This is a genomic window from Streptomyces sp. NPDC051064 (genome assembly GCF_044455985.1).
In the GTDB taxonomy this organism is placed as follows: Bacteria; Actinomycetota; Actinomycetes; order Streptomycetales; family Streptomycetaceae; genus Streptomyces.
In genome coordinates this window covers 232,999-245,162 of record NZ_JBITFK010000009.1, presented here as the reverse complement: position 1 = coordinate 245,162, position 12,164 = coordinate 232,999, and the positions used below count along the sequence as shown (strand labels likewise).

General features: G+C 72.5%; 12 protein-coding genes. 2 read left to right on the top strand and 10 right to left on the bottom strand.

Features of this window, described 5'->3' with window-relative positions; all coding sequences use genetic code 11:
- Window positions 1-2: 2 nt before the first annotated feature.
- From ACIBCU_RS29940 to ACIBCU_RS29930, 3 genes are all read right to left on the bottom strand, one after another.
- Window positions 3-755: an SDR family oxidoreductase gene (locus ACIBCU_RS29940; RefSeq protein WP_399235247.1), complete on the bottom strand. Its 753-nt coding sequence runs from the start codon at window positions 753-755 to the stop codon at window positions 3-5.
- A 76-nt stretch (window positions 756-831) separates the two neighbouring features.
- A complete protein-coding gene (locus ACIBCU_RS29935) occupies window positions 832-2,028 on the bottom strand; it encodes a glycosyl hydrolase (RefSeq protein WP_362932008.1) in 1,197 nt (398 codons plus the stop codon).
- A gap of 111 nt (window positions 2,029-2,139) precedes the next feature.
- On the bottom strand, window positions 2,140-3,429 hold the full coding sequence (locus tag ACIBCU_RS29930) for a cytochrome P450 (protein ID WP_399235244.1): 1,290 nt from the start codon (window positions 3,427-3,429) through the stop codon (window positions 2,140-2,142).
- Between the two features lie 188 nt (window positions 3,430-3,617).
- Here ACIBCU_RS29930 and ACIBCU_RS29925 point away from each other — a divergent pair, with 188 nt between their 5' ends.
- A complete protein-coding gene (locus tag ACIBCU_RS29925) occupies window positions 3,618-4,091 on the top strand; it encodes a tyrosinase family oxidase copper chaperone (RefSeq protein ID WP_362932004.1) in 474 nt (157 codons plus the stop codon).
- A 20-nt stretch (window positions 4,092-4,111) separates the two neighbouring features.
- Window positions 4,112-4,972 carry a tyrosinase family protein gene (locus ACIBCU_RS29920; RefSeq protein ID WP_399235242.1) on the top strand — a complete coding sequence of 287 codons (861 nt, stop codon included), beginning with the start codon at window positions 4,112-4,114 and terminating at the stop codon, window positions 4,970-4,972.
- 82 nt (window positions 4,973-5,054) lie between these two features.
- Here ACIBCU_RS29920 and ACIBCU_RS29915 read toward each other — a convergent pair whose 3' ends face one another.
- From ACIBCU_RS29915 to ACIBCU_RS29885, 7 genes are all read right to left on the bottom strand, one after another.
- Window positions 5,055-5,342: a chaplin gene (locus ACIBCU_RS29915; RefSeq protein ID WP_362932000.1), complete on the bottom strand. Its 288-nt coding sequence runs from the start codon at window positions 5,340-5,342 to the stop codon at window positions 5,055-5,057.
- Between the two features lie 111 nt (window positions 5,343-5,453).
- The gene (locus tag ACIBCU_RS29910; protein ID WP_362931998.1) at window positions 5,454-6,620 is read right to left on the bottom strand and encodes a GNAT family N-acetyltransferase; all 1,167 of its coding nucleotides are present in this window, start codon (window positions 6,618-6,620) and stop codon (window positions 5,454-5,456) included.
- Entirely contained in the window at window positions 6,617-7,288 is a 672-nt protein-coding gene (locus tag ACIBCU_RS29905) for a lipopolysaccharide biosynthesis protein (protein ID WP_362931996.1), read from the bottom strand. The genes ACIBCU_RS29910 and ACIBCU_RS29905 overlap by 4 nt, the downstream gene beginning before the upstream one ends.
- Window positions 7,285-8,436, bottom strand: a complete 1,152-nt coding sequence (locus ACIBCU_RS29900) for a glycosyltransferase (RefSeq protein WP_362931994.1) — start codon at window positions 8,434-8,436, stop codon at window positions 7,285-7,287. Before ACIBCU_RS29900 ends, ACIBCU_RS29905 begins: the two co-directional genes overlap by 4 nt.
- The gene (locus ACIBCU_RS29895) at window positions 8,433-9,206 is read right to left on the bottom strand and encodes a polysaccharide deacetylase family protein (RefSeq protein WP_362931992.1); all 774 of its coding nucleotides are present in this window, start codon (window positions 9,204-9,206) and stop codon (window positions 8,433-8,435) included. The genes ACIBCU_RS29900 and ACIBCU_RS29895 overlap by 4 nt, the downstream gene beginning before the upstream one ends.
- On the bottom strand, window positions 9,196-10,806 hold the full coding sequence (locus ACIBCU_RS29890) for a lipid II flippase MurJ (protein WP_399235238.1): 1,611 nt from the start codon (window positions 10,804-10,806) through the stop codon (window positions 9,196-9,198). Before ACIBCU_RS29890 ends, ACIBCU_RS29895 begins: the two co-directional genes overlap by 11 nt.
- Complete coding sequence (locus ACIBCU_RS29885) at window positions 10,803-12,164, bottom strand: O-antigen ligase family protein (RefSeq protein WP_362931988.1); 1,362 nt, start codon at window positions 12,162-12,164, stop codon at window positions 10,803-10,805. The genes ACIBCU_RS29890 and ACIBCU_RS29885 overlap by 4 nt, the downstream gene beginning before the upstream one ends.

The following is a 12,164-nucleotide window of genomic DNA, read 5'->3' as shown; positions in this document are numbered from 1 at the left end:
TGTCATGCTCCCCGCGTGACAGTGCGGGCGAGCCACTCGTCGAAGGTCTCCGTGCCCCGGGGCCCCGGCCCGGCCGGCAGCTGGCCGTCGCCCGCCATCGCGGCTCCGACGGCGCCGGGCAGCCTCACCGGCACCACCAGCCTCCGCTCGTGGCGGGCCTCGAGCAGCCTGCGCACCAGGTCGACCAGCTGCTCCACGCTCGGTCCGGCGAGCTCCGGCGCCATGCCCCGAGGGGGAGCGAGCACCAGTTCCACCAGATGGCGCGCCACCTCCCGCGCCGCCACCGGCTGGGTGTTCATCCGGGGGACCACGGCGAGCGGCTTCGGCATCTGCTGGAGGGTCTGGAGCACGAATTCGTGGAACTGCGTGGCCCGGAGAACCGTCCAGGGCACCTGCCCGCCCTTCACGACCTCCTCCTGGCGGAGCTTCCCCTGGTAATAGCCGTGACCGACCCGGTCGATGCCGACGATCGACAGCGCCAGATGGTGGCGCACCCCGGCACGTGCGCCCGCGTCCAGCAGGTTGCGGCTGACCGAGCCGAAGAACGCGACCGCCTTGCCGCGGCCGAGGACCGACCTGTTGCTCACGTCGATGACCGCCTCCGCTCCGGCCAGCGCCGCGTCCAGTCCGGCGCCGGAGACGAGGTCCACGCCGCGCGAGCGTGCCAGCACGACCGGTTCGTGCCCCGTCGCGGCCAGTTCCTCGACGACCGGCCGGCCCACCGCTCCGGTGCCGCCTGCCACCGCTACCCGCATCGCCTGCTCCTCCGGTCCCGTCGCGCGGTACGCCGTCGCGTCCCGGGAACGCTTTCCCGGGACGCGTATCCTGCCCTCAGTCGCGCAGGCAGAACTCGCGGTCGCCCAGCCACTGGCCGAACCAGTCGCTCAGCGGGACGGTGAAGCACCAGCCGGAGTCGTTCGTGTCCGGCGTGGGCGTCGTCGGCGTCGGCTTGTCGGGCTTGGGCGTCTCCGGCGTCCCGCTCGGGTCCGGCGCGGGAGCCGAGGGCCCGGTCGCATCCGGCAGCCCGCTCAGCATCTCGCGGAACACCCGGGAGGACTCGGGGTTGTCGGCACACTGCCACACCCCGTGCGGGCAGTAGTCCGTGATCGTCTGGTAGACCGGCTTGTGCCGCTCCATCCACTCCAGCATGCGGCGCATGTACTCGGGGTTGTCGCCGTTGCGGAAGAGCCCCCACTCCGGGAACGAGATCGGCTTGCCGTGCTCGGCCGCGAAGTCGACCTGCTTCTGCAGACCGTACGGCTCGTTCACCTGCTCGTCGAAGGTCCGCGCCGGAGGCTGGTCGTAGGAGTCCATGCCGATGATGTCCACGACGTCATCGCCCGGATAGCACTCCGTCCAGGGCACGGCGTCCCGCCCCCTGCTCGGAGCGAAGTCGAAGCGGAACTCCTGGCCGGACACGGACCGCATCGTCGTGACGATGCGGTTCCAGTACGCCTTCCACGCGACGGGATCGGGACCGCACCGGTGCGTGTACGTCGTCCCGTTCATCTCCCAGCCGAGGACGATCACCGTGTCCGGGACGCCCAGCAGGACCAGGCGCTCGGCCAGCCGGCGGAAGTGCTCGTCGAACTGCCCCTCGGCGCCGGCCCGCAGCAGACCGCGGACCTCCTCGTCGGAGACGTGCTCCTCGTTCCGCTCCAGCATCGGCGTGTTGAGCACGAACATCCGGTCCTCGGCCGCATTCCGCCAGGCCGCCCACGAGGCGAGGAAGCCGGGGCGGCCCTCGATGTTCTCCCACAGGTCGCCCGGCAGATAGCTGTGTCCGACACGCAGCTCCGTACCGCCGAGCCAGCGGGACAGCTCTCCCATCCGCTGCACGCCCTTCGGCCCGTAGTCCAGATAGGCGCCGATGGCGGTCGTCGTCCCCGGCTCCGGTGCCTGCTGCGCCGTGCCCTTGCCGGCCTGGATGTCCGCGGTGTCACGGTCGGCGAGGACCGCGCCGCCGACGAGGAGGCAGAGCGCGGTCGCCCCGACGCCGAATGTGATGAGACGGCGCTGTACGGCCACGGCTTCTCCTTGGGTTGCGTCCTGTCCCCGACCCTGCCGACCCTAAGGAGAAAGATTCAACGATGGGCTGTGGGGCCGCCCGTGAATAGCCCATTCGCGACACGCGCAGGTTCAGAGCGGACCATTCGGGTGACACATTTCGAAGGTGAAAGGCAGCGAGCGGACGCGATTGTCGAAATTCGAATGGACCAGGCCCGGTTCACCCGAAGTCCGGACGCCTCCCAGGCGGGTGAGCATTTCGCGGAAGAGCGCCTTCATCTCCAGTTTCGCCAGATGGGCACCCAGGCAGTGGTGGGGGCCTCCGCCTCCGTATCCGAGGTGCGGATTGGGCGACCGGGTGATGTCGAAGGCACCGGGGTCGTCGAAGACGGACGCGTCGCGGTTGGCGGACGCGTAGAGGAGCACGACCTTCTCCCCGGGCAGAAAGGTGTGGCCGCCGAGCGTGCATTCGGCCGCCACCGTCCGGCGGAACTGGATGATGGGCGTCGAGTGACGGACGATCTCGTCCACCGCGCCGTCGGCGTAGCGGTCGAAGTCGGACTCCAGGAGGGCCCGCTGCTCCGGATGCGCCGTGAGCAGCACCAAACCGTGGGCGATCGCGTTCCGGGTGGTCTCCACACCCGCCACGAGCAGCAGCGAGAAGAACGCGCCGAGCTGGCGCGAGGACAGGGCCTGTCCGCCGACATCCGCGCGGACGAGCGCCGAGATCACGTCGTCCTCCGGGACACGGCGCCGCTCACGGGCGATGCCCGCCATCTCCAGCTGCATGCGGGCCAGGGAGCGCAGGCCGCGCCCCGGGACACGGAGCCGCGCACGGCCACGCCTCTGTACACCGACGTACTCCGACGCGTGGTCGATGCGCGCCGCGATGCGGGCCCGGTGGCGCGCGGGGACACCCATGAGGTCGCAGATCACCTCGAAGGGCATACGCGAAGGTGCCGAGCGCATGAAGTCGCCCGGTCCTTCCGTGATCACCTCGTCCACCAGCCGCCGGGCGACGGCGCCGATGTTCTCCTCGGCGGCCGCGAGCAGCCTCGGTGTGAAGGCGCGGGAGATGGTCCTGCGCAGCGCCGCGTGCTCAACGCCGTCCATATTGACCATGGAGTTGCCGAACACCGCCTTGGCCCAGGGCGCCGGTTCCGGAGTGGTGACGCCGGGGGCGCTGGCGAAGACCTGCGGCTGCCGGCTCGCCGCCCTCACGTCCGCGTGCTTCACCAGCGCGTAGAAGGGCGTACGCGACCCCGTACGAGGGGTGAAGCGGACCGGTGCGTCGAGCTCCCTCAGCCGGGCGAACTCCGAGAGCCGCTCTGACCGTGGCAGTCGCCAGAACGCCGGATCCGCCAGATCGGCACCGGCCGTTCCTCGCACGCGGACCGTGGGCACCTGTGTCGGCGCGTTCATGCACAACCTCCGGAAGTTCGGACGGCCATGCTGACCCGGCGGACGGTGCCGGGCGGCCGACACGGCCGTACCGCACCGCGGAATTCCCACGGTCGCGTGATGCCCTGTGGACGAGAACCGTTCACGCTCCGTCTCGTTGCCCACTCGGGACACCTCGCAGGAGCGGACGAGAGGGAGGCAGACCCACCATGAATCCGACCGACGCCACGATCGGGCAGCCGCCCGGCGCCCCCCGGCCGGCCCGCCGGGCGGTGCTGCGCACCGCCTTCACCGCGGCCGTGATCGCGGGCACCGGCGGCGCGCTCGCCCCGGTGATCATCGAGGACCCGGATCCCGGGAGCCCTGCCCAGGAGCGCGGAGCAGTGGGGCCCGAGCGCTTCTCCGAGCTGTACAAGGGCCGCGAGATCCGGGGCACGGCCACGGCCGTGGTGCCGGCCGGCGCACAGCCGTACGCCGGCGGGGCCGGAGCCGTCGCCGCGGTGTCCGGCACCGAGGTCAGTGTCGACGGGAGGGCGCTGCACGTGATGAGGCGCGCCGACGGGAGCTATCTGAGCGCCGTCAACCACTACGAGTCGTTCCCCACACTCCGCGAGACGGCCCGCGCGGCGGTGGACGAACTCGGCACCGCCCAGTTGTCGCCAGCCTCCCCGCACACCATCTGAGCCCTTAAGGACGAGCACGCGTGTACAGCCGCAAGAACCAGCGCGATCTCACGCGCACCGAGAAGAAGCGTCTGGTCGACGCGATCCTGGAGCTCAAGCGATCGGGCCGCTACGACGACTTCGTCAGCTTGCACCGGGAGTTCTACGTCACCGACTCGGAGAGCGGGCCCCGGCCCGCCCACATGACCCCGTCCTTCTTTCCCTGGCACCGCAGGTACCTCCTGGAGTTCGAGAAGGCGCTGCGGGCCGTCGATTCCCGCGTGTCGATCCCGTACTGGGACTGGACGCGCGACAACACGGCGAAGGCGTCCCTCTGGGCGGAGGACTTCATCGGCGGCAACGGCAGGCCGGGCGACCGGCAGGTCATGACCGGACCGTTCGCCTACCGGCAGGGGAACTGGCGGATCCGCGCCGGAGTGACCGACGACCCTTTCCTGCGGCGCAACTTCGGCCGGCCCTCCGCGCCCGTCACACTGCCCCGGCCGGCGGACGTGGAGCGTGCGCTCCGCGACCCGGTGTACGACGCCGCGCCATGGAACAGCGTCAGCACCACCGGCTTCCGCAACAGGATCGAGGGGTGGGGCATCAGGGGCGGCCGCGGCGTGGCCAACCACAACCAGGTGCACCGCTGGATCGGCGGGTCGATGGCGGGCGCCGCGTCACCCGACGACCCCGTCTTCTGGCTGCACCACGCCTTCATCGACCTGCTGTGGACCCGCTGGCAGAAGGCGCATCCGCGCTCCCGCTACCTGCCGGCCCGCGCGCTCCCCGCCGAGGACCCGCAGGGGGACCGGATCTTCGCGTACGACCGGCCCATGCCGCCGTGGGACGTGGCGCCCTCACAGCTCATGGACCACAGCCGGCTCTACCGGTACGTCTGAGCGCCGCCTGCCGAACGGGGCAGGGCCTTCCCCCTCCGCGTCGCGCGCGGAGGGGGAAGGCCCGGACGGTGCGCGGGGGAGATCAGTGGCCGTAGCCGTACTCGCCCTTGTCCTTGTCCTCGTGGCTGTCCGACACGTTGGCGCAGGTGTTGCCGAACGCCGGGCTCAGCAGAGCGATCACGTGCACCGTGTTGCCGCACACGTTGACCGGGATGTGGACCGGCACCTGGACGGCGTTGCCCGAAAGGACACCGGGGGAGTGGGCCGCGACGGCCTCCGCCCCGGAGTCGGCGGTAGCCATGCCGGCACCGCCGGCGATCAGGGCACCGGTACCTGCCATGACGGCGGCCACCTTCGAGATACGCGACATCAGTTCTCCTTGAGAGGGTCGAAGCCGGCCGCCGAGCGTGCGGCCGGTATGCCCTGACAACGCGAAACTCGGCAGACGGTAACGGATCGCCGCAAAACTCATCATCACGGCTCAACTCAGGCCGATGAACGCGGCCCCTGCCGCCGGCAGCTCGCTGAGCCGGCCGCGCCAGTCCCGCGCTGCGGGAAGGCGGGATTTCACCGTCTCCGCCGCCCGGCCCCGGACGGTCACCTGCGTCTCGCGCAGCCGCAGCAGCGGCTCCAGCGCCGGACGGGCCAGCATCAGGCGCCGGTTGACGACCGGCACGGGACCCCAGTGGTTCTTGTACTGCTCCGACCCGCGCAGCAGGCTCAGCACACCGCGGTCCAGCGCCCCGGCCTCCCGGGCGATCTCACGCAGCAGCATCGTGGACACATCCACCTTCGTCTCCCTGAGCCGGGGATCGGCCCCGTAGAGGTAACCCCCCGTCAGCCGCGCCGACCGGAACGACAGGTCGGCGGCCACCACCTCCCCGTCGAGCAGGAACTCCCTGACCGAGGCCTCGCCGTCGCGCACCATCCGGCGGGTGGAGCGCACCAGATGCGCGCAGAACCGGGGCCGTAGATGCTCCGGATTGACCCCTCTGCCGAGCCACTGGAGCTCGTGCAGCCTCAACAGGGTCCCGACGGCCCCCGCCACCCGGTGCACGGGAGCGGTGCGGCACTCGATGCCGAGCGCGTCGATCCTGCGGAGCTTGGCCCGCGTCCGCTGGGCGCGGGAACCGGTCATCCGCCCGATGAGGGCGTCGATGGGCTCGGCGGGCAGCTCCATGCAGGTCGAGTCCGTGCGGCTGCTCCGAGCACCGGACCACGCCTCGAACAGCAGGTGCGCCGAGGCGTCGGGCCGCACCTCCCGCAGGTCCACGACCGTGTGCGCGGCGGCCCGGTGGAGCCCGTGCTCCAGGGCGGTGACCGCTGCCGGGGCGTCCTCGCCGTCCACCAGGATGTCGAAGAAGTCGGAGATCGCGCCGCCCATCGGCACCAGCAGAGGCATCGGGCGGTGCACGAGCATCAGTGGCGCCGCCCCGATCAGCCGTCCTCCCCGGCGCGCGAGGAGGACCCGGAGACGGCCGGGGACCCCGTAGGAGAGCCACCACGAGTGGAGCCACGCATGGCTCTGGAACGGCGTCGCGGTGGGGCACCGGCGGTGCAGCGCGTCCCACTCCGCGGCGAGGTCCGCGAAGTCCGGCAGGTCCCTGCAGAGGGTGACGGTGAGCCGCCCGTGTCGGTCCGTGTTCATCGCACGAGCTCCCTTTCGCCGGTGGTGCCGCCCTGGGCGGGGCCCGGCACCTGGGCCGTGGCGCCCCGGCGTCCGGTGCGGGGGCGGACGAGCAGGACCAGTCCGCCGGCCAGTCCTCCCGCGCTGGCGCCCACGGCCGTTCCGAGCGGCGCGGACGGGGACACGGGGTCGACGGGAGGTACGGCGTGAGAGAACTTGACCAGCTTCACACCGGTGTCCTTCGCGACGTGCCCGCTGCTGACGACCACCGCCTCCGTCACCGCGTTGGCGATGTCCGCGGCACGGTCCCGGTCGGCCGACGTGCCGGTGACCGAGATCATGGGCGAGTCGGGAGACGTCTCGGACCGTACGTGTGTACGCAGTTCGCGCACAGGCTCCCCGGCGGCGCCCTTGGCGTAGGAGAGGGTGGCGTCGCTGGTGGCCAGGCGGCCGTACGACTGCGCGTAACCCAGCGCGGCGGCCGGATCGATGTCCTTCCCGGCGGTGACCATGGCGTAGCTGGTGGCTGCGTACTCGGGCGTGGCGAGCAGACCGTACGAGAATCCGCAGGCGGCTCCGAGCAGGACACCGGCGGGCAGTGGCAACCACCACCCGGTCCGTACGAATGCGGGGCGGAGCCTGCGGAACCGTCCGGGGACGGCCGGCTGCTGCTCGGGCGAGTCGGTCATGATTGTGCTCTCTCGGTCGGGGGGACTGCTGTGGTGTCGACGGCCTGTGCGTAGACGTCCATGAGGCGCCGGCTGCTGAGCCTGATGTCGTAGTGGTCCACGGCGGGGGGCGGCGGCAGCCTCCGGGCACCGCTCTCCATGCGGTGCCGGAGCGCGGCCGTCAGCTCGTCCGTGGGATCGGCCGCGCCGGCGCCGGATCCGATACGGGCGGCGCCCGGCACCCGGCCCGCCGGGAGGTCCTCGATGGCGGGGCAGGCCGCGTACATGACCGGCAGCCCGGCCGCCAGGGCCTCGACGACGGCAAGACCGAAGGACTCCTCGCGGGACGCCGAGACGAACGTGTCGACGGCACTGAGCACGGCGGGGATGCCGGGGCCGGCCCCCGAGGTGCCGCACTCGCCGAGGAACCTGACACGGCCGGCCACCCCGAGCCGGGCGGCGAGAGCGCGCAGCGCCTCGGCCTCCGGGCCGTCCCCGGCCAGGACCAGCCAGGCACCGGGGAGGGCGGCGACGGCACGGATCAGCAGGTCGAAGCGTTTGCCGGGAACCAGCCTGCCCACGCCCCCCACCACGAACGCCGCGTCGGGCAGGCCCAGGAGGGCCCGGGTGGCGTGCCGTTGAGCGCTGTCGAAGCGGAAGGCCGCCACATCGACGCCGTTGGGGACGGTGTGGATCCGGGCGGCCGGCACCCCCCAGTCGCGCAGCCTGCCCGCGACGGTGTCGGAGACCGCGACCGTCGCCGCCCCGAGCCGCTCGGTGCGCAGGTAGAGCTCCCTGTTGCCACGGGTGAGGGGCCGCCCCTCGATCTCCGCGCGGCCGAGCGAGTGCTCCGTCGACACCACGGTGGTCCCGGCGAGGCGAGCCGCGATCCGTCCGTAGACACAGGCCCGGTAGAGGTGCGTGTGCACGAGGTCGTACGAGCCGCGGCGGATGAGCCGGGCCAGCCGGGGTACGGCGCCGAGGTCCCTGTTGTTCCTCATCCCCAGGTCCCGGACACGGACGCCGTCGGCGCGGAGCCCTTCCGCGACCGCTCCCGGGTTGGTGAGCGTCACGACGTCGCAGTGCACCGGCAGATGGCGGAGCAGCAGCCGGAGCTGCTGCTCGGCCCCGCCGACGCCGAGGCCGGTGATGACGTGCAGCGCCCTCACCCGGCGTCACCCCCCGGCCGCCCGGCGCCGGGGGAGCGGTGCCGCAGCCGGTGCCGTACCTCCTTGGCCAGCAGACGGGCGCCCCGGTCGGCGTGGCTGACATGCGTACGGGGAAGGGCGAACGGCCCCGACAGGGAGCCGGGCACGAGGGCGCATCCGTACGCGTATCCCGCCTCCCGCACGGACTCGGCCACCCGGCGGTCGGCCGTGCCGTACGGATAGCAGAACCCGGACGGCGCCTGCCCGGTGATGCGGCGCAGCGCCTCCCGGCTGCCGTGGGTCTCCTCGCGCAGTTCGTCGTCCGAAAGCGCCGTCAGATCCTGGTGGAGCATTCCGTGCGAGCCGACCTCCATACCCGCCGCGGCGACGGTACGGACGTCTTCCTCGGTCAGCAGCGGCCTGCGCGGGCCGAGCGGATCCCAGACGTTGGAGCCGCCGGGCCGTCCGGGCAGGACGAACACGGTCGCGGTGCAGCCGTGGGCGCGCAGCACCGGGAGCGCATCGTCGAGGAAGTCGGCGTACCCGTCGTCGAAGGTGAGCCCCACCAGCCCCTGTTTCCCGGCGGCCCGACCGCGCAGCAGCGCCTCGATCCCGACGCCGGTCAGCCCCCGGCGCCGCAGCCAGGTGAGCTGCTCGTCCAGACGGTCGGCGGAGACGGTGATGCCGTACGGATCCTCCGTGGGGTCGCTCACCGAGTGATAGGTCAGGATCCACGGCCGGGACCTGGGAGGGAGCGTCCGGGCAGGGGGCGCCGAGGTGTCAGCGGTCATGAGGGAACCTCTGTCGGATAAGTGCCAGCAGATGAACGGTTTCCGGGGCCCGGAGTACGAGCCCGGTGAGAAGGAACGCCAGGGGTACGAGCAGACAGCCCGCCGCCAGACCCGGCACCGGTCCCGGCGCCAGCTCCGCGGTCAGCCGGCCCGCGGCCGCCGCGACCGCCGCCGCGGCCACCGGCCGGGCGAGGGAGAGGACGACGGCCCCGGGCCGTACGGCCACCGCCCGCGAGCCCAGCCCCAGCAGCATCAGCAGGGCAGCCGTGCTGATGCCGACGGCATTGGCTGCGGCGATGCCATTGACACCGAAGGGGCCGGTCAGCAGCACCCCGGAAACAGTGGTGACGAGGAGTCCCGCGGCCATCGCGCCGAGCGGGTACCAGGTCGGCCGGCCGGCCGAGAAGAAAGGCCGGCACAGGGCGCCGACCAGCGTGTGACCGAGCAGGCCCAGCGCGTAGACCCGCATGACACCGGCCGTGGCGGCGGTGTCCGCCGCGTCGAAGGCGCCGCGCTGGAAGAGGACTTCGACGATACGGGGCGCACAGCCGAGCACCATCGCCGTGCCCAGCAGCACCACGGTCCCGGCCAGGGCCAGATCACGTTCGACCCGCTGCCGGGCGCCCTCCCGGTCCCCGGCCGCGATGGCCCGCGCGACGACGGGGAAGGTCACCGTGCAGATCATCATGGACAACACCATCGGCAGCTGCGCGACCTTCTGCGCGTAGTTCAGATGCGAGATGGCCCCCTCAGGCAGCGACGACGCGAGGAACCGCTCGACGAAGACCTGCGACTGACGGCTCACCACGAACAGGACGACCGGCGCCAGGACCGTCGCCCCGAGAAGGGCGGAACCGGAACCACGCTCGTGGGACGCACGCTTCCCGCGCCGCGCGGGCATCAGCCGCAGGAACGTGGGCAGCAGGGTAAGGATCATCAGCAGGCTGCCGACGGCGACCCCCGCGGCCGCGGCGCGCACCCCCCAGACGGAGTGCAGCGCCAGCGTCATGCCGATGATGCCGACGTTGTACGCGATGTAGACACCGGCCGGCGCCAGGAACCTGCCGTGCGCCCGCAGCGCCGCGCTGAAGTACCCCGTGACGCCGAAGGTGAGGACCGTGACGGCCGTCAGACGTGTGCAGTCCACCGCGAGCCGGGGATCGTCCAGCCCGGGAGCCAGGACGGCGACGGCCCAGGGCGCCCCCCAGACCAGCAGCCCTCCCGCGCAGGCCAGCGCGGCGAACAGCCGGGGGAGGGTGTCGGCCACCAGGACGCGGACCGGGTCCCGGGCGTGGCCGCCGGCCGCACGTCGGGTCAGGGCCAGGCTGAACGCCGGCACGAGCAGCAGCGCCATGCCGTCCTCGATCAGCAGCGTGGCCGCCATTTCCGGGACCGTCCACGCGATCAGGAAGGCGTCGCTGGCGTGGCTGGCGCCGAACAGCCGGGCGAGGGCCTGGTCGCGGAAGAGTCCCAGCAGCGCGGCGATCACGGTGAGTCCTGCGGCGCCGCCCGCCGCCCGGGCGAGGAAGCGCCCGGGCCGTACCGGAGCGTCGGGCGCCGGCGGTCCGGTGACCATCGCCTCCGTGGCGGTCCCGCTCACGCGTCGGACGTCCTCTCCGGCTCGGCCAGCGCCCACCACGCGGCGAGGCCGAGCACGATCCCGGTCAGGACGGTCGAGGGGCCCCCGATGTCCGCGTACAGGAAGTCGACCGTCTGCCAGGTCATCAGCCCGACAGCGGCGAGACCGCAGTCGACGGCCGCGGCCCCCCGTGCCCGTGCGAGCACCAGCCTGCGCACCCCGCCGACCAGGAGCGCCGCCCAGGAGCCCACCAGCGCGGTGAAGCCGATGAGCCCCTGCTCGCCGAGTACCAGCAGATACATGTTGTGGGGGGAGAGCAGCGGCTGCTTACGGAACTCCTGACCGGCACCCGCCGTGTCACTGCCCGCGGAGAGCCCGATCGAGGCGTACGCGTCACGGTGGGCCGGGAAGCCCTTCAGGCCGACGCCGGTCGCGGGCCGCTCGCGCCACATACCCGCCGCGGCGGCCCACATGGCGTAGCGGTCGTTGACCGACCGGTCGGGGGCGCTGGTCACCTCGGTGATGCTGGTGAGCCGCTGCGAGATCATCTCGGACCCGACGCCGAGACCACCCACCAGGACGACCCCGGCGGCGCTTAGCACCGCCAGCGCGCGGACGGCCTGCCGGAGCCCGGTCAGCGTGATCACGGCGAGGGCCCCGGCGGCCGTCGCGATCCACGCCCCCCGGCTGAAGGACAGCGTGAGCGGGACGAGCAGCAGCGCGGCGGTCACGGGAGCCCACGGCCTCAGCCGGCGAGGCGTGCCGGCCGGGGTGCGGAGCGCGTACGCGGCTGCCGCCACCAGGCCGTAGCCGACGACCGTTGCCATACCCATCACATCGCTGGGGCCGAACGTGCCGACGGCGCGGATGTCCTCCCCCATGTAGGAAGCACCGGTGCCGGTGACGTACTGGTGCACCCCCGTCGCACCCTGGACCACCGCCAGCAGGACGAGTGCGCCCGCGACTGCCCGGAACCCCGCGGCGTCCCTGACCAGCAAAAGGACGGCGGCCGGTACGAGGACGAAGATCTGCAGGTACCGCACGAACCCCGGCAGGGCCGCCACCGGGTCCGTGGCGGTGACCGTGGCGAGGGCCAGGCCGACGGCCGGGAGTCCCAGCACGACCGCCGCGGCCGGCGAGAGCGGACGCCGCCGCAGGAACAGCAGGCAGCCCGCGCAGACGAGGACGGCCACTCCCGAGAGGAGATCGGCCGCAGGCACGCCCGCCACCGTCCAGGGTGACGTCTCATCGGCTGGGACGGCAACGAGCAGGACGGTCGCGATCAGCGGCAGCAACGGCCAACGACCGCCCCATCCGCGAGGCGGCGCCTTCTCCTGGGCGGCCGGTACGACGGGCGGCGAGGCCACGGTGAGGGTCAC